Source organism: Paenibacillus taiwanensis DSM 18679 (assembly GCF_000425125.1).
Taxonomy (GTDB): Bacteria; Bacillota; Bacilli; order Paenibacillales; family Paenibacillaceae; genus Paenibacillus_B; species Paenibacillus_B taiwanensis.
Genome location: NZ_KE384307.1, coordinates 865,435 through 888,753, shown reverse-complemented (window position 1 = coordinate 888,753; position 23,319 = coordinate 865,435). Strand labels below are relative to the sequence as shown.

General features: G+C 46.0%; 19 protein-coding genes. 13 read left to right on the top strand and 6 right to left on the bottom strand.

What is annotated here, in order from left to right; genetic code table 11:
* Window positions 1-69: 69 nt before the first annotated feature.
* The 3 genes from hemG to hemE all read right to left on the bottom strand — a co-directional run bounded on the left by hemG (window position 70) and on the right by hemE (window position 3,600).
* A complete protein-coding gene (hemG, locus tag H509_RS25795) occupies window positions 70-1,527 on the bottom strand; it encodes a protoporphyrinogen oxidase (protein ID WP_036697722.1) in 1,458 nt (485 codons plus the stop codon).
* A 68-nt stretch (window positions 1,528-1,595) separates the two neighbouring features.
* Window positions 1,596-2,537, bottom strand: coding sequence for a ferrochelatase (gene hemH, locus H509_RS0117995; RefSeq protein ID WP_028546315.1), 942 nt, complete (start codon window positions 2,535-2,537; stop codon window positions 1,596-1,598).
* Window positions 2,538-2,550: 13 nt separating this feature from the next.
* The gene (gene hemE / locus H509_RS0117990) at window positions 2,551-3,600 is read right to left on the bottom strand and encodes a uroporphyrinogen decarboxylase (protein WP_028546314.1); all 1,050 of its coding nucleotides are present in this window, start codon (window positions 3,598-3,600) and stop codon (window positions 2,551-2,553) included.
* A 325-nt stretch (window positions 3,601-3,925) separates the two neighbouring features.
* Between hemE and H509_RS25790 the strand changes: the two genes are divergently transcribed.
* From H509_RS25790 to H509_RS28210, 5 genes are all read left to right on the top strand, one after another.
* Window positions 3,926-5,350 carry a spore germination protein gene (locus H509_RS25790; RefSeq protein ID WP_245596164.1) on the top strand — a complete coding sequence of 475 codons (1,425 nt, stop codon included), beginning with the start codon at window positions 3,926-3,928 and terminating at the stop codon, window positions 5,348-5,350.
* Window positions 5,347-6,477 (top strand): GerAB/ArcD/ProY family transporter, encoded by a 1,131-nt coding sequence (locus tag H509_RS0117980; RefSeq protein WP_028546313.1) that lies wholly within the window; start codon window positions 5,347-5,349, stop codon window positions 6,475-6,477. Before H509_RS25790 ends, H509_RS0117980 begins: the two co-directional genes overlap by 4 nt.
* Window positions 6,474-7,544 (top strand): Ger(x)C family spore germination C-terminal domain-containing protein, encoded by a 1,071-nt coding sequence (locus H509_RS0117975; protein ID WP_028546312.1) that lies wholly within the window; start codon window positions 6,474-6,476, stop codon window positions 7,542-7,544. Before H509_RS0117980 ends, H509_RS0117975 begins: the two co-directional genes overlap by 4 nt.
* A gap of 118 nt (window positions 7,545-7,662) precedes the next feature.
* Window positions 7,663-8,874 (top strand): MFS transporter, encoded by a 1,212-nt coding sequence (locus H509_RS0117970; RefSeq protein ID WP_028546311.1) that lies wholly within the window; start codon window positions 7,663-7,665, stop codon window positions 8,872-8,874.
* Entirely contained in the window at window positions 8,816-9,280 is a 465-nt protein-coding gene (locus tag H509_RS28210; protein WP_211234347.1) for a hypothetical protein, read from the top strand. The genes H509_RS0117970 and H509_RS28210 overlap by 59 nt, the downstream gene beginning before the upstream one ends.
* A gap of 493 nt (window positions 9,281-9,773) precedes the next feature.
* Here the strand turns inward: H509_RS28210 and H509_RS0117965 are convergent, their stop codons facing one another.
* From H509_RS0117965 to H509_RS0117955, 3 genes are all read right to left on the bottom strand, one after another.
* On the bottom strand, window positions 9,774-11,126 hold the full coding sequence (locus tag H509_RS0117965) for a sodium-dependent transporter (RefSeq protein WP_028546310.1): 1,353 nt from the start codon (window positions 11,124-11,126) through the stop codon (window positions 9,774-9,776).
* Between the two features lie 52 nt (window positions 11,127-11,178).
* On the bottom strand, window positions 11,179-12,519 hold the full coding sequence (locus H509_RS0117960) for a sodium-dependent transporter (RefSeq protein WP_028546309.1): 1,341 nt from the start codon (window positions 12,517-12,519) through the stop codon (window positions 11,179-11,181).
* Between the two features lie 137 nt (window positions 12,520-12,656).
* On the bottom strand, window positions 12,657-13,313 hold the full coding sequence (locus tag H509_RS0117955; protein WP_281169752.1) for an O-methyltransferase: 657 nt from the start codon (window positions 13,311-13,313) through the stop codon (window positions 12,657-12,659).
* Window positions 13,314-13,404: 91 nt separating this feature from the next.
* Between H509_RS0117955 and H509_RS0117950 the strand changes: the two genes are divergently transcribed.
* The 8 genes from H509_RS0117950 to H509_RS0117915 all read left to right on the top strand — a co-directional run bounded on the left by H509_RS0117950 (window position 13,405) and on the right by H509_RS0117915 (window position 23,303).
* Window positions 13,405-14,559: a THUMP domain-containing class I SAM-dependent RNA methyltransferase gene (locus tag H509_RS0117950; RefSeq protein ID WP_028546307.1), complete on the top strand. Its 1,155-nt coding sequence runs from the start codon at window positions 13,405-13,407 to the stop codon at window positions 14,557-14,559.
* Between the two features lie 26 nt (window positions 14,560-14,585).
* Window positions 14,586-16,565: an LTA synthase family protein gene (locus H509_RS0117945; RefSeq protein WP_051287312.1), complete on the top strand. Its 1,980-nt coding sequence runs from the start codon at window positions 14,586-14,588 to the stop codon at window positions 16,563-16,565.
* A gap of 359 nt (window positions 16,566-16,924) precedes the next feature.
* Complete coding sequence (locus H509_RS0117940) at window positions 16,925-17,659, top strand: MBL fold metallo-hydrolase (RefSeq protein ID WP_028546305.1); 735 nt, start codon at window positions 16,925-16,927, stop codon at window positions 17,657-17,659.
* A gap of 26 nt (window positions 17,660-17,685) precedes the next feature.
* A complete protein-coding gene (locus H509_RS0117935) occupies window positions 17,686-18,546 on the top strand; it encodes a Cof-type HAD-IIB family hydrolase (protein WP_028546304.1) in 861 nt (286 codons plus the stop codon).
* Between the two features lie 94 nt (window positions 18,547-18,640).
* On the top strand, window positions 18,641-19,672 hold the full coding sequence (locus H509_RS0117930) for an ABC transporter substrate-binding protein (protein ID WP_028546303.1): 1,032 nt from the start codon (window positions 18,641-18,643) through the stop codon (window positions 19,670-19,672).
* Between the two features lie 19 nt (window positions 19,673-19,691).
* On the top strand, window positions 19,692-21,443 hold the full coding sequence (locus H509_RS25785) for an ABC transporter permease (RefSeq protein ID WP_084159252.1): 1,752 nt from the start codon (window positions 19,692-19,694) through the stop codon (window positions 21,441-21,443).
* The gene (locus H509_RS0117920) at window positions 21,440-22,486 is read left to right on the top strand and encodes an ABC transporter ATP-binding protein (protein ID WP_028546302.1); all 1,047 of its coding nucleotides are present in this window, start codon (window positions 21,440-21,442) and stop codon (window positions 22,484-22,486) included. The genes H509_RS25785 and H509_RS0117920 overlap by 4 nt, the downstream gene beginning before the upstream one ends.
* 34 nt (window positions 22,487-22,520) lie before the next feature.
* Window positions 22,521-23,303: a Cof-type HAD-IIB family hydrolase gene (locus tag H509_RS0117915; protein ID WP_028546301.1), complete on the top strand. Its 783-nt coding sequence runs from the start codon at window positions 22,521-22,523 to the stop codon at window positions 23,301-23,303.
* The last annotated feature ends 16 nt before the right edge of the window (window positions 23,304-23,319 follow it).

Below are 23,319 nucleotides of genomic sequence, written 5' to 3'. Positions count from 1 at the left end.
TAGACCATAGCCAATCCCCTTATCTTACAAAATAATTTCGCATCCTTTACTTCACAATGCCGCTAATGCTTACATTACCGCGGATTCAACTTTTGCTGTGTGCGGCTTGACTTGCGCAACAGCAGCTTCGCCCGCGGTACGTCCACTACGAATACAATCTGGCATTCCGATGCCGTCGTAAGCAAATCCAGCAATATGCACACCTGGCAGCTCTTCTTCAAGTCGAGCGCGGAATTGGGCCAAACTTTGCACATGCCCGACCGGATATTGCGGCATCGAGCGATGAAGCCGCGTAATTTCCATAAATCTCGGCTCAATCTCAATGTTCAAAAGCTGCTTTAATTCATTTTTAACGGTGCGCTTTAATGCTTCGTCAGGCCAGTCAACACGCTCTTCATCACCTGCCCGACCGACATAACAACGGATTAGCATCGTATCTTCCGGACTCGTATGCGTCCATTTGATTGATGTCCACGTGCAAGCCGTTATTGCTCGCTTCTCCCCACGTCCGATAACAAACCCTGTGCCATCCCACTTGTTCTTCAGCTTTGCACGGTCAAATGCACTGACAACGTTAGCTACTGACACGTAATGGATGTTATCCAGCATGGACACATCCAAATAAGGCCGCAGCAAAGGAGCTGCGTCATAGGCAGGAGTAGTGAGAATGACTTGCTGCGCTACGATTCTCGTATCGTCTGACAGCTGTACCTCGTATGCGCCATCCTCCATAACATGAAGCTGAACGACCTCAGCTTCATTACGGATGTTCACGTGCGGACTCAACTGTTCCCGTAAACGGTCAACAAGAGAGCCTAAACCATTTTTAAAGGTCAGAAACATCGTTCCTTTAGCCACATCTGGCAGGCCTGGCAGTGATTGTCCTTGCTTACGATTTGCCATCATGCCCCGAATCAAACTACCGTGCTTGCGCTCTACTTCCTCAAATTGTGGAAACGTAGCTTGTAAGCTCAGCTTGTTTAAATCACCTGCATAAATGCCAGCAAGCAGTGGCTCTGCCACGTTGGATGTCACTTCATGGCCCAAGCGACGATCTAGGAAACTGCCAAGCGACTCGTCCTCCGCCGATTCTCGCGGCTTCTTCACCAAGTCAAGCAGAGCTCTTGCTTTTCCCCATATCGAAATTAGTCCCGTCTTCATAAATGGTTTTATTTGGGTAGGGATTCCTAATACTAGCCCTGGCGGCATCGGGTGAAGCTTGCCACGACATAGAATATAGGTTTTTTTGGCATGAGGATTTGTGGCCACTAACTCTGATTCAAGTCCGAGCGCTTGAGCAAGCTCCACCATAGGCAGCTTGCGCGCCAGAAATGAATCAGGGCCTTTCTCTATGACACAGTTGTCTCGTCGAAGCGTATTAATTTTGCCGCCTAGCGACTTCTCTTTTTCAATAATAGTAATGGAAACCGCTATTCCTTCGGCTTGAGCCTTCTGCCAAGCGTAATAGGCTGCGGACAGTCCTGTCAGACCCCCGCCAATCACGACGATGTCTTGACGCTCGTTCATCATGAGCCCTTCTTTCTGCATCATTCAAATCATTTCACGATAAAGATCCGACTTTCGTTATAGCCCAATTACTGAGCATCCATAACGGAATCGGCCAGCACCTGAATATATAACGGATCATGGTTCAAGGAACGTGTGCGCTTAAAGCTCACACCCAGTTCCCCTGCTCGGTTAGTCGTCTCAATATCCAGATCATATAACACTTCTAAATGATCAGATACAAAGCCAATTGGAGCAGACAACACATGTGTCTTCCCTTCCTCTTTCACCGTTTGCAGCGTATCCAAAATATCTGGACCTAACCAAGGTGTTCCTGTCTGCCCAGCGCTTTGCCACGTAAATCGCCATTGATCTTCATCCAAGAAACATTGCTCCGCAATAGCCTCGGACGTCTCAAGTAATTGAGCGGGATAAGGATCATTCATCTCCAAAATCCGTGTTGGCAAACTATGTGCGCTAAATAATACATGGACGTCTTCGCTGCTAACACCTTCTTCCTCATAGGCGTTCAGTTGCTCATTCACGCGAATCGCTAATGCTTCCACCAGCTTCGGATGCAAATGATAGCTTTTGACCCCACGGAAAGTGATACCTTGCTTCTCTGCTTCTTCCTGCGCACGCTTCAAATATCCGCCAATGCTCATCACCGAATAATGTGGCGCCAATACGATACCAACTGCCTCCGTTATGCCATCTTGCGCCATATTTGCGATACCATCTTCGATAAACGGCGCAGCATGCTTCAATCCTTGATAGCACACATACTTTATATTCTGCTCAGAAGTACGCTGGTCAAGCTCCGCTTGCAAAGCAGCCACCTGCAAATTCGTATGCTCCCTTAACGGGAACACTCCACCTACAATGGCCTCATAGCGGGAACGAAGTTCCTCTAATTGCTCCGCAGAAGGTGGATTTCCGCGTCTAATGTGCGTGTAATAGGCTTCGATCTGATCCATTCCTGACGGTGTGCCGTACGACATGACTAGCACACCCACTTTGCGTTGACTCATCCTCCATGCCTCCTTACTTCAGGTTGGACAGCTGTTCTTCGGAGTAACGGTGAACGAAAGCTGTCAACTGCTTTAATTTATCCAATGAAGCTTCCGGGAACAATCCATGCCCTAAGTTAAAAATAAAGCCTGGTTCTTTCATGCCAAGATCCATAATGTGCTTGGCTTCACGTTCGATAACCGACATCGGTCCTGTTAATAAATAAGGATCTAAATTGCCTTGCACAGCAAACTTATGGTCCAGTCTGCGACGTCCCTCTTCTATTGATACACGCCAGTCTAAGCCGATGACATTCGTCTGCAATTGATGCAGTAATGGCAACAGTTCCCCCGAACTGACACCTGGGAAATAAATTTTGGGTACGTTAAGATCAGACACCGCATTAAAGATACGCTCCATCGTTGGAAGCACATAGGTCGAGAAATCACGGGGTGACAACGATCCTACCCAACTGTCAAATAATTGGAACGCCTTTGCTCCATGCTTCACTTGGGCGCGTACATATTCAATAACCATGTCCCCAAGCTTGTCCATTAAAGAGAACCACAATTCCGGTGATTCATACATCATCGTCTTCGTACGAATGTACGACTTCGAAGGTTTGCCTTCGATTAAATAACTTGCGATCGTAAACGGCGCTCCTGCAAACGTAATAAGCGGGACTTCCAATTCGCGATCAAGTATACGAATCGTCTCCAGAATATGACCCAAATCACCTTCCGGGTCGACGGGACGCAGGCGATCAATTTGGGCTTTCGTGCGGATCGGATCGTGTATAACAGGACCTACCTGCGCCACAATATCAAAATCCACGCCAATGGAAGCAACCGGATTCATAATGTCGGAATACAAAATAGCTGCATCTACATCCAGCTTACGTACTGGCATCATCGTCACTTCAGCAGCAAGTTCGGGCTGCTGGCATATTTCAAGCAAGCTATACTTCTCTTTTATTTTGCGGTAATCCGGATCATATCTACCTGCCTGACGCATATACCATACCGGAAGTCGGTCTACCTGTTCCTTGCGGCATGCACGAATAAATCGATCATTATATGTCATGTACGTATCCTCACCTTGAATGGAATAATGTGCTTTTTGGAACAACCTACCGCTACCATTATGCCCTGTTTCTCTTCTCGCCACAACTACACCGTTCTATGAAGCTATGACAATCTGTTGACATTCGTATGGATGAAGCCACGTCCGTGCACCTTCATTGTACTTCCTTTTGCACATAACATTTCTGCTCCACTCATGACCATCGAACTTACTTACCACCACTTTTATGGAACGAAGTGTCATTCAGGCCGAAAACTCATAAAATCCTTTTTCTTGCACACCCTAAAAGTTAATCATGGTATGAAGGAGGATCTGAACGGTGACTATGCCAAATTACGACACTAGCGAAGAAGAAATCAACTTGAACGCGCTTATTCTCAAGCGTTTTCAGGATTGCGCTGATTTGACGGTACAGGAAATAGCTGATAATCAGATGACCCTTTATTACTTTGATCATCTGCTAGACAAATCGCAGTATCACGAGCTGGTATCACAATTTTTTGAGGATGCGCCTACGGCAATCGGTTTGCAGCGCCTCTTACACGTCTGGAATGAGATTGAAGGACTGAATCAAGAGCAAATGGTCCAAACATTGGAGGAGGCCATACTTGGTGGTGAGATAGGTGGGATATATGGCAGTAAAATATACCGTATATCCGTTGGAAGTCCGGAGTCCCGTTCCATTCAATCGTCCAATCGGGAAGCGATCATTACAGGGCCACACGACGCTTTTGTTGAGCAATCTACGACCAACATTTCACTCATTCGCAGACGTATTCGTTCTCATTTGCTTAAAGTTCATAAGTTTGATGTCGGACGAGATCAGCCTATTATTACATACTTGCTCTATATGGAAGGCACGGCCTTGCCTGCTGTCGTTGATGAAGCGATTACACGTTTATCCAAGCTTAAATTAAAGCAGGCGTTAGACGGCAACGTCATCGCAAAACGGATGGACGATAATGCATATTCGCTATTTCCGCAATGGCTCGGAACAGAACGACCCGATTTAGCAAGCAACCATTTGATTCATGGCAAAGTGGCAATTATAACAAACGAAAGTCCTACTGTCATTATAGCGCCTGCTCGGTTAACTGATTTTTTTGCGGTGTCGGGTGACGCCTATGAACGATGGCACTTCAGCTTATTTATCCGTATTTTACGGTTTGTTGCGTTTGCGCTATCCCTTGTGTTCAGCGCCTTTTATGTAGCCGTCACCACCTACCATTATCAACTGGTCCCGCCTTCACTTCTGCAAACCATTGTGGAATCAAGGCTCAGAGTTCCATTTGAACCTATGATTGAGGCCCTGTTGATGGAAGGCGTGATTGAATTGCTGCGTGAAGCCGGAGCCCGTCTTCCTACAAAAATTGCACAAACGATAGGTATCGTAGGGGGTCTAGTTATTGGTCAAGCAGTTGTGCAGGCCGGTTTGGCTAGTAATGTACTCATTGTAGCTGTAGCAGCCAGCGCGCTTTCTTCCTTTATCGTTCCCAACTACACGATGGAGACGTCCATGCGGATTTTACGATTTGTCAGCATCATACTTGCCGGGTATTTGGGTTACTTTGGCATATTTTTGTTCATCGCCATGTTTGTCACCCATGTTTGCCATTTAAGAACACTTAACCAAGAGTATGCGTTGTTGGAAAATATATTTCAATTTTCATTTTTGAGCAAAGAAAAGCTGCCATACACCGTAGCTAATACATCCACCGCTACATCTACGAAAGGGGAATCTGACTCATGAACCCGCAGCTAAAAGGATACGCCGTGGCCACTCTTATCTTTATGGTCGTACGTGGAGTGCTGTTCTTTCAGTTGCCGTCTGTCGTAACGAGAGAATTTGGAACCAATAGCTGGATTATGATGATTGGTTATACTTTGCTGATGATTGGTGTTATGCGACTGATGTATGTCGGGCTGCAAAAACATCAGCGCCAATCTATCTTTCAAGTGCTGCAACACCATTTTCCCAAATGGATCGCAAATTCACTTATTTCTTTTTCCATCCTTCTTTACATATGTATCGCCTTTGATATTGTGTTTACCTACGTGAAAATGCTACAGTTCACAAACGACGTCACAGTAAATATTACTTTGACAGGTTCGATTATGATCGCTGTTATTCTATATATTTCCTATCACGGTTTGTATACGATGTCTAAAACGTCGATTGTGCTGTTTCTGCTGTCCATCTGGATTATTGCGCTGGAACTGCTGCAATTTAGCGATTTTACGCTAACTCGTCTTACTCCCTTTTTCCTTCAGGGCGGGGAATGGACAGTGAAAGGGGCCTTGCAGGTAGTTAGCGCCTATTTAGGGTTTGAAATGCTACTCATAATGAGTCCGCATATTTCTCCAGATACCAAATGGATTCGTTATACAACAGGAGCCTTAACACTGGTTGGTTGTTATTACACGATGTATTGCATTCTTGCTCAAGGCTTGCTTTCGCACTACCATCTCGTAAATGTCAGATACGTAGTGCTGCGCTTGTACGGTGCTACCAGATTATCCACCTTGGAGTACCTAACTGATTTATTGTTTATTTTCTTTCTTTTCTCGTCGCTCTTAAGCAGCAGTCTGTATTTATGGGGGGCAAATGAAGGGCTAAAGCAGATGCAGAAAAATAACCACAAACTGCATAATTACATTTCTTTTGGCATTGTACTGGTGCTATTAAGTCATGTGCCGCTTAATGAAGCACAGCGTGATGTCGTCACGATGGTACAAGGTGCGGCTGGCTTTAGCTTGCTGATCATTTACATTGTTTTGCTGCTATGCTTGCCTTATAAGCCCCCAGAAGCCAATACATCAGCTCATCAACCAGAATCACATACACCCTCCCAACAGAAAGGGGTAAACACAGGATGAAACGTGTGTTGATGACAATGCTCGTGCTTATGGTTCTGGCAGTTGTAGCCTCATCCTGTCAGACGAAGCGTGTCATAAACCAGAACGGTTATATTCAAACCATCACCGTCGACAAAACCGATGATCCTAATCAATATTATTTTGGCATCATGTATGCCGAGCCGCTGGCGGAAGGGAAAGCAAAATCTTCCTTTCAAGGTTACAAGGCACATGATTTCACAGAGGCTTACAATCATTTTATGCTGCAATCACGATTTGCGTTAGTTGTCGGCCAAGTCCGCAACATTATAATTAGCAAAGAAATTGCCGAATCTGACGTTGTTAAAGTCATTAGCAATTTATTGTTTCAGCCTAAGTTCCCTTTAACGAGTCGAATTCTGATATATGAGGGAAAAGCTAAACAATTTTTGCGACAAAAAGAAGATCTGACAGACTTTCATCTGTTTATTTTGCTGGAAAAGCTTCAAAAAGTGAATGATTATTCCTTGTCGACCGTGTTTAATTTTGTACGAGATCAGCAGCAGGTTGGCATTGAACCGATTACGAGCATTGTTAAACTGAGGAAGGACGCGGTCATTGGGGGGATGTCCTTGTTTAGAGGCGGCAAAATGATAGGGATCGTACCTGAAAAGGAAGTGAACTATATGTTGCTGCTGCGAAATCACAGTATTAAAGGAGCCTTTTACATTAATGAAAGTCAGCTTTCTGGAAATGAACCGATCATTTTGGACAACGCCAAATCGAGGCGCTCTATAGAAGTCGTGCAAACGGCCCCCGTTCCTACCGTCGTCATTAAGCTGCACATTACCAGCACATTAACGACACCAATGAGTGAAACAACATCAGAGGATAAAATTACGGAGTCCATGATCCAGGAGACGCTGCAACGGAAGTTTAACCAGTTTATTCACTTTGTTCAGGAAAAAGAGGCCGATGTAATCGGTGTCGGCATGCATGTACGCAACAAGATGAGATATACGGAGTGGAACGAGGCCGAATGGCCGAAGCTCTTTAAAAATGCAAACATCAAATGTATCGTTCATTATTACAAGGAAAATGAAATTTGAGAGCACGACAGCATCTCTTCCTCCTGAAATATCCGCAGCGATATGTCCAAAGTGTGATATAATAGAATCCAGTTGTTGGTATCGGACGAACGGTGACCTTAGAAAGCGGTGAATCGTTATGCAACAATGGAAGTTGAATCTGATCATCTTATGGTTTGGCAACTTTCTCGTTATGGCAGGAATGACGATGGTTGTTCCTTTTCTGGCACTTTATTTGCAGCAAGATATCGGTCTCACAGATCAACACCAGATTGGTGTCTGGTCTGGTCTTATCTTTGCAGGCAACTTTGTAACCTCGTTTATTTTTCAGCCGATTTGGGGAAAGTTCGCTGACAAATACGGACGAAAAGTCATGCTGCTTCGCTCAGGATTTGGCATGGCTGTAGTTACAGTGTTAATGGGCTTTGCGACAAGTCCCCTTCATCTGCTGCTGCTGCGTATGCTGAACGGCACCATTTCGGGCTTTAACCCTGCTGCCGTGGCACTTGTTTCATCGACAACACCAAAGAAGCAAATGGGGTTTGCAATGGGTGTCTTGCAATCCGGTGCTGTGGCAGGTACGATTCTCGGGCCGCTTATTGGCGGCTTGCTAGCGGACTGGGTCGGATATCGCCCCATCTTCTACATAACAGGCTCGCTTCTATTTATCGGTTCGATGTTAGCGCTGTTAATGGTCAAGGAGCAATTTAATAAGGAAGCAGCAATGGCCAAGCCGCAAATATCAGTCGTCGCAGGCTTTAAGCAGCTCAGCCGCATTCCGCAGCTTACCGCTTTGTTTGCGGTAACATTTTTGCTTCAGTTTGCCATGTTGAGCCCGATGTCACTCTTGCCGCTCTACGTTCAGGATTTGCACGGTTCAACGGAAAATCTCGCTTTTCTGGCGGGGCTCGTCAGTGCGGTAACAGGCTTGTCTAATATGATCGCCTCACCGCTTCTCGGCCGACTAAGCGACAAGGTTGGCTCTCATCGTATTTTGACGTTTTCTTTAATAGGTGCGGCATGTACGTTAATTCCACAAGCCTTTGTCAGCAACGTGTGGCAGTTGCTTGTCATTCGTTTCTTATTGGGCATGTTTATGGGAGGGTTAATGCCTTCCGTCAATTCTTTAATACGCAAGTATACACCTGATGGCATGGAGAGTCGAGCCTACAGCTTTAACAGCAGTACGTTAGCACTCGGCAATGCTATTGGCCCTATCGTTGGTGGTGCCTTATCCGGCTTTATTGGCATCGAGGGACTGTTTATAATGGCGGGTATCTTTTTGTTCCTCAATGTCATCTGGGTCCGCTATTCCCTGTACAGCCATACGCGATCTTCCGTTCGTCCATAAACGAATCGTTTGTTATCCATTATGTACAGGTCACATGAAGCATCTCGAAGAAAGACTGGCGCTAAACGGAGCTTGGGGCTCGCCGAAAAGCCTCAAAATAAAAAGTTGGGCAGAAAAACGTCATGTTTTCCGTCCAACTTTTTTGGTTCTTTTACTACTGCTGGCGAATGGTGTTAGTGTCATAACTTCCCATTTAGCAGGAATAGGGTTTCGAGTTATCCATTCGTTAAATTTTTACTACACACCTATCCATTATCTGCCTATCTGTAACGATCTAGGGCGATACGGTCACATCTCAACTAATCATTTTCAAACCAAACAAAATGTCAATGTGCTGATCGTATTCGCGGATCATCGGTACGATGGTGCGGTAGTGGCGCGGATCATCGGTACGATGGTGCGATAGTGGCGCGGAATACGTGACTGGACGAGAGATCCGTTATAGGGTGGATGCAAGGATTATTAGACTGCTTAGCGGACAGGAGGTACGCTATTTGCGTATTTCGTGCCCGCTAAGCGGTAGTTTGGAGGCAATAGCGGATATCCTGTCCGGTAGCTACACCAAAAGCGTGTTTTTATCACACATAACGGATCGTCAGTCCACCAAAGCCGGAATATTCAACCAAATATTATCGCTCTCTATGCTCTCCGCTATTGTTTTGTATTTCTTAAAGCGAACGTACCGGCCATTCGGGTACACAAACCGAACATCGTGCCCTTCATACGTCCAGTTCGAGGCATGCCGAATGTCCTTTTGTAACGACTTGTTTTCTCCTTCATAATAGTGCCGTAAGGCAGGAGTGTATCAAAACGGGGCTGTCCAAAAAGTCAGCGTAGACTGACTTTCTGGACAGCCCCAACCTCACCCAAGCGCCAGCCTTTTTGCTGTATTGCACTATTTAGGAGCCTAGCGGAAGCAGGCCTAATACATTTAAGAACACAATAATAATGATAATCGGAATGACGTAACGAAGCATAAATACGTAGGCAGCCAAACTTTTTCGCCACCACAAAGGCTCGTTCTTCATCTCTTCCGTTAATGTATCTTTTGGGAATCGATAGCCGACAAACAACGCAATCAACAGAACCCCTATTGGCATCAATACATTAGTAACCAAATAATCAGCCGCATCAAATAGAGACTTTCCAAACAACGTAACGTCTCCTAATACGCCAAACGAAAGCGCAAATGGAACTCCTACCGCAAATATAATACAGCCAAATATCCAACTTAATTTTTTACGATGGCGGGCTTGAGGCAACGCATACGCCGCAACCAAAATTTCAAGCATAGAGAATGCAGAAGTAAAGGTAGCAAACAAAAACAAGGCAAGGAAAATCGCAATAAATATCGATCCGCCCATCATTTGCTCGAACACAGCCGGCAGCGTAACAAATAGCAGACCAGGCCCTTCCGCCGGCTTCATCCCAAGAGAGAACAGCGCTGGAAAAATAGCCAGACCCGCCATAAAGGAAGTAAGCACATTTAAGCCAACAACCGAAACGGCTGAACGTGTAAGCGACTCCTTTTTATTCAAATAGGAGCTATAGGTTACCATTACGGATACCCCTACACTTAAACAAAAGAACGATTGGCCAAGCGCGTTCAAAATCGCTTTTCCTGTTAAATGCGCAAAGTCAGGCATAAGGAAATAACGAATTCCTGCCTCCATGCCAGGCAATGTTAAGGATCTCACGATAAGCACTAAAAACAGGATAAACAAACCTGGCATCAACAATCGGCTCGCACGCTCAATCCCCTTTTTGACCCCTTGTCCAACAACAAGAATCGTAATAAGCATAAAGCTGAATTGGGCCAGTACAGCTAACCACGGATCAGACACCGTATCCGCAAACAGCTGGTTGTACGAATTTCCGGCTTGCAGCAAGCTGCCAAATATACTTTTCACAAAATATAATAAGATCCAGCCACCAACTACGCTGTAATAGGACAACAGCAAAAAACAGGTACCCATACCTAAATAGCCTACCCAATGCCACTTCGTCCCAGGTGCAAGCTTACGATATGCAGAGATCGCTTCTTTCCCCGTACTTCGTCCAATAACAAACTCCGCTATTAAGAGCGGCATCCCAATAAGCAGTGTAAACAGTATAAAGAGCAGGAAGAACGCCCCACCCCCGCTTGTTGCAACTGTATTCGGAAATTTCCATATTGCGCCAAGTCCAATCGCAGAACCGGCGGACGCCAGAATAAAGCCCAGTTTTGACGTCCATTGCTCCTTTGTTTCCAAGACAACTTCCTCCATTCATGCTGCCATAGCTCCCTACTGGTCACCCAAACGATCACAAAGGCAGCCACTTCATCCCGTTCAAAAACACAATTATTACGATAATCGGCAGCACAATCCGCAGCATAAACAAGTATACATGTAAGCCTGTGCGCCATGCTGGAGCGATACTTGACCACTCTGTTTGCAAACGTTCCTTCGGATAACGATAACCGACAAAAACAGAGATGAACAGCACCCCAAGGGGCAGCATCACATTCGTTACGGCAAAATCTGCCCATTCAAATACAGTTTTGCCCATCAAGGTCAGTTGTTCCATGCCAAATGACAAAGCAGAAGGCACGCCCAGCAGGAAAATAATAATGCCGAACAGCCAGCACATGTGACGCCGACGTGTTGGATCTCCATGTGCAAACGCAGCCACTACAATCTCAAGCAGCGAAAAGGCTGAGGTCAACGTTGCAAACAGGAACAACGCTAAAAATATCGCGATAAACAGTGTGCCGTACGGCAGCTTCTCAAACATCGCTGGCAATGTAATAAATAACAGCCCGGGTCCGTCCGCAGGCTTCATACCTAAAGCAAACAATGCCGGAAAAATCGCGATGCCGGCCATTAAGGACGTCATTACATTTAACCCTACGATGGACAATGCCGGTTTTCCTAATGGATCATGTTTACCTAAGTAAGAGCTATAGGTTACCATGCACGAGCCACCTACACTTAGGCAAAAGAAAGATTGCCCCAACGCATACAGCACCGCTTCCGAGGTCAACTGGCTAAAGTCCGGCTTTAAAAAATAAGTAAGTCCTGCTCCCATTCCTGGCAGCGTTAACGATCTGATCATAAGAATAACAAATATAATAAACAGTCCTGGCATCATAATACGGCTTGCCTTCTCTATACCGCCCTTTACACCTTTAGCAACGATAACAATCGTAAGCAGCATAAAACCGGCCTGAGATAGTACAGCTGTATACGGGTTGCTGGTCGTCATTTGGAACAGAACACCGTAATCCTCACCCTGATGCAGCAATTGACCTGTCATAGCTTTTATAAAATAAAGGACAATCCAACCACCTACTACACTATAAAAGGATAACAAGATGGAACATGTAGCCATCCCCAAGTATCCAATCCAATGCCACCGGCTTTTTGGCGCTAAGTCTTTATAAGCAGAAACCGCTTCTTTGCCTGTACTGCGACCGATAACAAACTCCGCAAGTAGCAGTGGCAGCCCGATACCTAACGTGAATATTAGAAACACAAGAAAAAAAGCGCCGCCTCCGCTCGTAGCTACGACATTCGGAAATTTCCAAATTGCCCCAAGCCCAATAGCAGATCCTGCTGACGCTAATATAAATCCAATCTTCGAAGTCCATTGCTCATTTTTCATGCTGTCTCTGCCTCCGTCTAAGCTATGCTCTACTAGTCTAAGCTCTTGCCTCAAAAATATGTCCCATTATAACACAAGCTGCAAAAAACGGGAGATGAGAATTGTTTACATTCCATTGTGTACTGCCACGCCTGTTATTAACGTACGATCGCAATCGCTAGACCGTCATAAGCAGGCAGCATCGTACTCAGCAGCCGCTCATCTTGCGCCATTTGTTCATTAAAATGGCGCATTGCCAGTACAGAGGGGCCTTGCTTCTCTAAATTCAGCGTACGGCCACGCAGCATCAAATTGTCTGCTGCAATAATAGCCCCTGGTCTTGCCAATCGAATAGCGTATTCCAAATAATTCGGATAGTTTTCTTTATCTGCATCAATAAAGAAAAAGTCAAACTTGCGCCCTTCAGCTTCTAACGCTTCTAACGCATGTATAGCTTCGCCAATGCGATATTCCACACGCTCGCCAAATCCGGCCATCGTTAAGTTCTGCTGTGCGAGCGCCGCGTATTCTTCCTTTAGTTCTAACGAAACAAGCTTGCCTGAAGCCGTTAAGCCACGTAATATGCACAGACCGCTATATCCACCAAGCGCGCCAATCTCGAGCGCATGCTCCGCCCCTGACATTTTCGCTAACATAGTCAGCAATCTTCCGTAACTTTCAGCAACTGATATCGCAGGCATTCCATTATGTACAATAGAACGTTGAATTCGAGTTAATTCTGCATCTTCTGCATATAATCCATCTAAATAGGTCTCTACGTTTTGCATGGTCATTTTTTTCACAACCTCCTTCAATTATGATATGATGGTTCCCATGTGAACACAAGTTAACATCTTATTAACAATTCCAAAAGCAACGTGAATGAGAACGGAGTGAACATCAGGGATGAATCAACCTTGGTCTCTTATTGCAACGACTCCTATGGGGCTAGAAGCGATCGCGGCACGTGAATTGCGTGATCTAGGCTACGAGGACGTTCAAGTCGAGAACGGAAAAGTGAATTTCAAAGGCGGTCCAATCGATATATGCCGCACCAATCTATGGCTGCGCACAGCTGATCGTATCCTGGTCAAGATGGCTGAATTCCCCGCCCGTACGTTTGAAGATTTATTTCAAGGCACAAAAGCAGTCAATTGGCACGAATGGATTCCAGCAGACGGAGAATTTCCTGTGGAAGGACGTTCACTTAAATCACAACTGTCGAGTGTGCCTGCTTGTCAAGGCATCGTAAAGAAAGCAATTGTAGAGCAGTTAAAAGAACATTATCACACGGAATGGTTTGAAGAAACAGGTGCTTATTACCGAATCGAAGTGATTCTCCATAATGATATGGCAACACTGGTGCTCGATACGACAGGTCCGAGCTTGCATAAGCGTGGTTATCGCAAGCTGATCGGCAAAGCTCCACTCAAAGAAACGATGGCCGCAGCGCTTGTTTTGTTATCACGCTGGAATCCGACGCGACCGCTCTATGATCCGTGCTGCGGTTCAGGCACCTTGCTGATCGAAGCTGCTATGATCGGCTGGAATGTTGCGCCAGGCTTGCGCCGCTCTTTCCCTTCTGAAGCATGGCCATGTATCCCTGAGGAAGATTGGGAGCAAGCTCGAGATGAGGCCTTTGACGCCGTCAAGGACGATATCGAGCTGCAGCTGTATGGCTCCGACATTGATCCGGAGGCGATTGAACTTGCTAAAGCGGCAGCCAAAAGTGCAGGTTTTGGTCAAGAGATTGAATTTAAAGTTGCACCGCTTGCCAAAGCAAGACCAGAAGGCGAGTACGGTGTAATGATTACTAACCCTCCTTACGGAGAACGACTGCTTGAGAAAGAAGAAGTCGAACGCTTAAACCGTCAGATGGGCTTTATGATGAAAACGTTACCTACTTGGTCGATGTTTGTCATTACGCCAAGTCGTCAGTTTGAGCATTATTTCGGTCGCCCTGCGGACAAGCGTCGCAAGCTATTCAACGGGAATATCGAATGTCAATTTTATCAATATTTCGGACCATTACCACCACGTCGGCATCACGAGGAAGCCTAATGTGACGCTGCAGAAAGGATCGTAAGATGCAATCGATAACGAGCAGCCCTATTCATTCATCTGGATCAGGACGGAAATGGTCGAAGCTGCTGACCGTAAACGGATTTACTTTTGCTTTCTTTATAGCCGTCATGTGCTGGAAATGTTACTGGCTGAACAAGACGTTAAGCATTCCTAATATGGCATTTGATTTAAGCGACTTCAGTGTTACATTAGGTGCACTGTTTGTCATTGGTGGCTGGACATGGTGGCTGCCCAAGCATTGGCGCCCCTTGTCTTTACTCATTTTGAACATCCTGCTGACGATCCTGCTATTTTCGGATCTTGTTTATTTTCGTTATTTTCAGGATTTTATAACGGTTCCTGTGCTTATGCAGGCTTTTCAGGTCAGCGCATTAGGGGATAGCATCGCATCCTTAATTTCTTGGAAAGACTATAAGCTATTTTTGGACTGGCTGATCTTCATCCCGTTAGCAATCTGGCAGACACGTACCTTGAAACAAGCACGCAAAGCAGCACGGGCTTCCACCCTTAACACTAGTGGCCCTCGTCGTAGGTGGATTCGCCTGCTAAATGGCGTAATGAGTCTCATTTTAGGTGCTGTATTGTTATTTGTACCCATTCAGCAGGCCACAACCACTTGGGCTAAAGGTGTATTTTCTGGCAACTGGTGGAATGCTTCCCTTTATAACATCACAGGATTATACGGCTTTCATGGCTATGATATTTATCGTTATGCACGTGAGAATTGGTTCTCTTCCAATTCAATTAGTTCTGAGGATGAAGAGCTTGTCGGGCAATGGTTTACAGCACATAAGCCTATGCTTAGTGGACCTGCCTCTACTTTTGGTAAATACAAAGGTAAAAATGTCATTATCGTGCAGGCTGAAGCCTTTGAAAACTTCGTCATCGGCAAACGCTTTAATGGACAAGAGTTAACACCTAACTTAAATGCACTGCTTAAAGAAAGCATGTATTATAACCGCTTCTTCCATCAGACAGGACAAGGGCGTACATCTGATGCGGATTTTGGGGTACAAACGAGCTTGCATCCGCTGCCGACGGGCTCTGTATTTATTCGTTATCCCAATCATACGTATGATGCGATGCCGAGCATTTTGCAGGATAACGGCTATACAACAGGCGCTTATCATGCTTATGACGCTGGCTTCTGGAACCGTTATATTGTGTATAATCAATTAGGTTATGACTTCTTTATGAGCCGTAAGGATTACACTGTTGACGAGCCACTTGGCTGGTCCGTAGGGGACAAGTCGTTCTTCCGCCAATCAGTTGAGCGGATGGCCAAGGAAAAGCAGCCATTCTATAGCTTTATGATCACATTAACGAGCCACCATCCTTATAAACTGCCAGCAAGCGTACAGAAGCTTGATGTAGCGCCATATAAGGATACGATATTTGGCGACTATCTCGAAGCTGTTCATTATGTGGATGCAGCTATGGGCGAATTGATTGCGGATCTAAAGAAAAATGGACTGTGGGACAACAGTATTTTGATGTTCTACGGTGATCATGACAATTCTATTCCTGATCGTGAGCCGCTAGAAAAGCTGCTTGGTCACCCTGTAAGCGACTTCCAGATGCTTGAAATGAAAAATCAAGTGCCATTGATCGTACACTTGCCAGATGGGGAAGAAGCTGGAACGTATGACACTGTAACTGGTCAGCTAGATCTCTCGCCTACGATTATGCATTGGCTAGGTATTACGCCAGCAGATAAGCACTATATGGGCAGCCATATTCAAGCTGCTGGTGAACATTTAATTGTGCTGCGCAACGGTTCCTATACGAACGGATCGATATTCTATGTACCTTCGGCAGACGGTATATTCGAGCATGGCACCTGCTACAACTATGCGGCAGGCGAGCCAGGAGACGTCGCTCCGTGCAAACCTCTGCATGATGAGGCGATGAAACGTCTCACCGTGTCCGATCTTGTCATTACGCAGGATTATATTGGACGCAAGAAGGCAGCCAATAAGTAAACATATAACTACTAGTCATCTAACAATTTTCATAACCTCGTATAGTCACCGTACGAACACTTTTGTGGTTGAGCAGACGCTCAACCACTTTTTTTGTATACGCTGCTCTCTCCTCATTCCTTTATTAAAGTGCTGTAAAGTGAACGGAAACGACCTCAAATTAGTATGATGCAAATGAAATGTAAACGCAATGTAAGCAAGCTGTAAGCGGAATGTAAGCCGAATGTAAACGTATTGTAAGCAGCATCCATTTACATGAACTTAACTTGACCCTCCTACCCCCAACACCTATATTTATTACAAATGTATGTGATGTGAACAAATGTTAAGCGATTGAAGCAGATCATCGAGGTGAAGACATGAAAGTATCGATTCTGGGGTACTGGGGAGGGTATCCCTTGGCTGGTGGTGCCACGTCCGGTTACTTGGTTACTACAGAAGAAGGCCATATTTTGCTGGACTGTGGCAGCGGAGTGATGAGCCGCTTGTCGCACCATGCGACAGTGGAACAGCTGTCTGGCGTCATATTGTCCCATGTGCACTATGATCACATGGCAGACATCGGCGTGTTGCAATACGCCGCCCTTGGCGCTATCCGCAACAATCGGATGCAGCACAAATTGCAGCTGTTTGCTCCTGAACAACCAGCCGACATATTCGGAACGCTGTTTGGCCCGCATACAGACGTCACACAAATCGATTCCACGTTAAAGCTCCGTCTTGCAGGCGCGGACATCGAGTTTGCACCTGTGGAGCACACGATTACTTGTTTTGCAGTCAAAATTACCTACAAAGGCAAGGTGCTCGTCTACTCCGGTGACACCGCCTATTGTGAGTCGCTGGTGAAGCTGGCAAAGGATGCCGATATGCTGCTATGTGAAGCCACCGTGTGCGAAGGAAGTACGCATACAACAGGACAAGGCCATATGAATGCAGCGGAAGCCGCAACGATTGCCGAAAAAGCAGGCGTAAAAAAGCTTGTGCTTGTGCATTTACCATGTGACGGCAATTTGTTACATATGAGGCAAACGGCAAGCTCCGTTTACCGAGGACCGGTCTTCCTGCCAGACGCTATAAGCAGCTACACAATATGACATCACATGTGAAATGGAGACACGCTATGTATCGATTACTAGCACTGGACATGGACGGCACATTATTAAATCGAAACAAAGTTGTAACCCCCGTCGTTCAACAAACGTTACAAAGCCTCATTAGAAAGGGGGTGAACGTAACGATCGCTTCAGGCCGGTTTCCTGCTTCGGTCTGGCTTCATGGCCAACACATCGGCATGACTTGTCCATTAATTGCCTTTAACGGTGCTGTTATTCTGGATGCAAACACAGGTGAACTTACTCACGGGTACCCTATTGTACCCGCTGCCGCCCAGCGAATTGCCGAATTAGCAGAGCAAGCAGGCATCTATGTACACTTTTATAGTTATCACCAACTTTTCGTACGGGAAATAAACGCGATGAATGTGCGATGGCCGTTGGCTAATGTCGTCATTGATCCTCGAAAGCCGCTTGCTTATGCGCACTATAAGGAGCAAGCCGACAGGATTCAAGTCAGGGCGGTTGGGAATCTGCATCACTTTGTCCAAACAAATGAGGTTCCCATTTATAAAGCGACGATGATCAGCGAAAACCCGCAGCTGCTAGACGAATTGTACAAAGAGCTTGAGTCGTGGCAGGAGTTAACGCTCACAAAAACCGGTCAGAGACGCTTCGATATGAATGCAGCAGGCGTGAGCAAGAAGTCAGCCTTAGATGTCGTCAGTCGCACGCTCGGTGTTGCACCTTCTGAAGCTGTAGCGATCGGTGACTACGACAATGATATCGATATGCTTCAGTGGGCAGCACTTGGCATTGCGATGGAAAATGGCAGTAAGTCGGCCAAACAAGCCGCTAATGTGATCACGGCCAGCAATGAGGAAGACGGTGTTGCAGAGGCAGTTAATCGATACTTTCTGTCCTGTTAACAGTCATTATACAAATGCTTTATATAATAGTAGGAAACTTTATAATGCTATCTTGCATGTATAGATCTAATCCATAACTTAACGTAGGGAGAGAATTATGTTGTTAAAAAAAGGACTTGTTCTGTTCAGTTTATCGGCTTTATTAATTTTCAGCGGCTGCTCCACGGGCGCACAACAGTCAGACTCCAAGTCGGAGACGTCTTCCGCCGTATCTGGAAAGCTATCTTTCTACACCTCACAGCCAGAGGGCGATGTGACAAAGCTGATTGCCGCTTTTAATCAAAAGTATCCTGATGTCGCGGTCGAAAGCTTTCGTTCTGGAACCGAGGAAGTAACCGCCAAAATACAGGCGGAGCAGCAGGCAGGTAAAGTCCAAGCTGATGTGCTCTTGCTGGCTGATGCGGTCACATTTGAAGGACTAAAGAAACAGGATTTGCTGTTAACGTATAAATCACCGGAATTGTCAAAAATTCCAGACAACCTTGTAGATAAAGATGGGATGTATGCAGGTACAAAAGTGATGGCAACGGTTCTGGCTGTAAATACACAAAAGGTAAAAACGATACCTAGCTCCTGGCAAGTACTGACGGCGCCCGAAAGCAAAGATGCCGCCATTATGCCCAACCCGCTTTACTCAGGTGCTGCTGCCTATAATGTAGGCGTACTTAGCCGTACGGACAGCTTCGGCTGGGATTTCTTTAAAGGCTTAAAGTCCAATAACACAACGGTCGTTAAAGGGAACGGCGCCGTGCTGAACGCCGTATCCAGTGGAGAAAAATCTTACGGGATGGTGGTAGATTTCCTCGTTGCCCGTGAGAAAGCAAAAGGGTCCCCTGTGGAACTGGTCTATCCTACAGAAGGTGTACCAGTAATTACGGAACCAATCGGCATCTTAAAAAATACAGCTAACGAAGCCGCTGCAAAAGCATTCGTCGATTTTGTACTGTCCGAGGACGGTCAAAAAGTATCTGCCGACATCGGGTACACACCGATTCGTGAAGGTGTTGCTGCTCCGGCAGGATTAAAAGGGCTGAGCGAGTTCAACGTGTTATCCTCAGATATATCTACGCTGACGGAAGCTCGTGATGCGGATAAGAAACAATTTACTGAGGTGTTTGGACAATAATTGACGGAGCGTACACATCATGATGGAATCGAAAACAATTAATGCTGCCAGGGGAGAACTGACGGGTAAAAAGGCTCTCCCCTCCTTACCCGGACTACTCACAAAACGAATAATCGGGCTGCTGCTGCTGATCTTCTTGTTTTTATTGTTTGTGTTGCCTATAGGCAAGCTCATTTATTTGAGTGTACAAGGTACTGGCGGATTCTCGTTACAGCACTACACGGAAATGCTGCGTCAGGATCGACTGTGGAGCACGTTAATAGATACGTTCATTATCGTAGTAGGCTCCTCCGTCGTATCGATTATATTAGGTGTAGCAGCCGCTTGGTTAATGGCTTATACCGATCTGCTGCATAAGAAAGCGCTGCATATGGCGATGCTGCTATCCTTTATTTTGCCGTCATACGTACTTACCTTATCTTGGTCTTCCTTTATGGGCAGCCAAGGGCTGGCAGCTCAATTTCTGCGCCTGTTTCATCCCGATGCCACACCTTGGAGCATGTACAGCTATGGGGGCATTATTTTTGTAATGGGAATTCACCATTTTCCTCTCGTCTACTTGCTAACTGTTGATGTGCTCAAAAAAATTCCACGTGATTTGGAATGGGCTACACGCGCAAGTGGAGCCGGGAGATGGAAAACGTTCACACTTGTTACGCTGCCTTTGGCCTTGCCTGGGCTAACTGCTGGGGGATTACTCGTCTTTTTGGCATCGCTGGACAACTTCGGCATCCCTGCCTTTCTCGGCATCCCTGCTCATATATCTGTCTTGAGCACGCTCATTTATGAGGAAATTATCGGGTTTGGTCCGTCCGCATTTGCTCGCGGCGCAGCTTTATCCGTCCTGTTGGGGCTATTTGCGATCATTGGCACACTTCTGCAATGGCTTTCCGTTCGCAAAATTAGAGCGGTTGACACGGTTGTCATCGATCACAGTCCGCGTTATACACTAGGAAAGCATCGGAGATGGGTTTCAGCAGGCATATGGACGTTCCTGATTGTCATCACCATTGTACCGTTAGTCTCAATGGTCGCTATCTCGTTAAAAAAAGCGTACGGCTTACCGTTCCAAGCCGCTAATTTGACCTTATCGAATTATGCATTCATTTTGTTTGACAATCCGAAAGTATGGGAATCGATTCAAAACAGCCTCCTTCTCTCGGTGTCAACAACGATCATTTGTTTGCTGCTAGGATCGCTGCTAGCCTACGTTCGAGTAAGAAAGCCTTCTTGGATGACAAAGTCGGCTGAGCTTGCGGTTGCTCTCCCTTACACGCTGCCTGGCATCGTGTTCGGCTTATGTATGATCTTAACCTGGATGGAACCGATTCCAGGCTGGAATCCGGGGATTTACGGCACGATTCGTATTTTATTTATCGCCTATGTATGTCGATTCCTCATTCTTCAAGTACGAGCAGGCATCACAGCATTTACTCAAATTGACACTTCAATGGAAGAAGCAGCCCATATTTTTGGGGCCGGCACGTGGCGTAAATGGATATCTATTTTGCTGCCACTACTGCTGCCAGCACTGCTTAGCGGAGCTTTTCTAGTATTTTTGACGGCTCTGACGGAACTTACCGTGTCCGCCCTGCTTTGGTCTTCAGGCTCACAAACGATCGGAGTTACCATTTTCAGCTTCGAGCAAGCCGGCAGTACACTGTATTCTACCGCTTTGTCCAGCTTGATCGTAATCGTTATTGTTGCAGGTATGGCCATTTTACATTTCATTCAAAAGCTTCAATCCAAAAAAGGAGTTCAGCCACAATGAGTATTCAAATCGTCGAAGTCAGCAAGAGATTTGGTCATTTCCAAGCACTGAATACGTTGAATCTCAACATCGCCACTGGCGAGTTTGTTGCTATTCTGGGACCTTCTGGCTGTGGAAAAACGACCCTGCTGCGTATGTTGGCGGGGTTTGAGCAGCCAACTGCCGGAGAAATTCATATGAACCAAACGTTAGTAGCAAGCGCAAGCTTCAACCTGCCGCCTGAAAAACGCCGCATCGGCATGGTGTTCCAAGCGTTTGCCTTATGGCCGCACATGAATGTGACTGAACATGTCCGCTTTCCGATCCGACACCATAAGGAGACTCCGGCTGCGATTCGTGAAAAGGAACAGGAACGTATTACAAATGTGCTGCAAATGGTTGGCTTGTCCAAGCACAGTACCCGTATGCCCCATGAGTTGTCCGGCGGCCAGAAGCAGCGCGTAGCCATTGCAAGAGCGATTGCAGCCGAGCCGTCTCTGCTGTTGATGGACGAGCCTTTAAGCAGTCTGGATGCGATGCTTCGAATGGACATGCGCAAGGAGATTCAGTCCATTCACCGTCAAACTGGAACAGCAATCGTATATGTGACACACGATCAAGGCGAAGCATTAGCTATGGCGGATCGCATTATCGTCATGAAGGACGGACATATTGAGCAGGTTGGAACTCCACAAGATATTTATTTGCGCCCACAGACGGAGTTTGTCGCCCAATTTGTGTCCAAAGCTAATCTGGTGCGTGGAAATTGGAACCACGATCAGTTTACCCCTCTTTATACGGATGGAAGGATTCAATGGGAGGGCAGCCAAGTTGCAGATTACTTTAAGGCATGCGGAAAGTATCCCGTCCGACCTGACCAATTCCAGCTAAGCGCTTCTCATGTGCCAGGGATTTCAGGAAAGGTAACCAACGTGCAATTTCAGGGGAAAGAATTTCATTATCATATAGAAACCGAGGACGGCGTATGGGAAATATCCTCTCCTCAGCCATTCCAATTGCATTCGACAGTATCCCTTAACTTATTAAGAGATGATCTTACTTAATTAGCTTCAATTACAATCGCATCGAGGTGTACACATGACAAAGCCAAAACGTATGATTTTTTTTGATATAGATGGAACGCTGCTTGATCATCACAAACAACTGCCCGCTTCCGCCAAGGAAGCAGTGCTCGCGTTAAAAGATGCCGGACATGAAGTCGCCTTTGCTACTGGCCGCTCTCCTTTTATGCTAAAAGCATTACAAGATGAACTCAACATTCACTCCTTTGTTTGCTTTAACGGACAATACGTAATGCTGGATAACAACGTCATCTACGAGCAGCCTATACCGACAGATGTGCTGGACTCCTTGTCAGCACATACTTTGCAAGTCGGTCATCCACTCGTCTATTTGGATCATCAGGTGATGCGCAGCAGCACCCCTTTTCACGCTCACATCGAAGCTGGAATCGGTTCCCTGCAATACAAGCATCCTGTATGTGACCCTGAATATTATAAAGAACGTCCCATTTATCAGTCGATGCTATTTTGTACGGAAGAAGAGGAATGGGAATACAGACAGCGATTTACGCAGCTACAATTTGTCCGCTGGCATCCTGCTGCTATGGATGTACTGCCAGCTGGCGGCTCTAAAGCCCAGGGGATTAAACGATATATTAAGCAACTCGGCTTTGCCAAGGAGGACGTGTACGCATTCGGTGACAATTTGAACGACTTGGAAATGTTCTCCTATGTTGGTCATAGTATAGCTATGGGCAACTCGCCTGATTCCGTCAAGGAAGCCGCACGTTATATTACAAAGGACGTAAGTCAAGATGGAATTGCCTATGGACTAAAGCTTGTCGGATTGCTGCCATAACGACTTCACACAAACA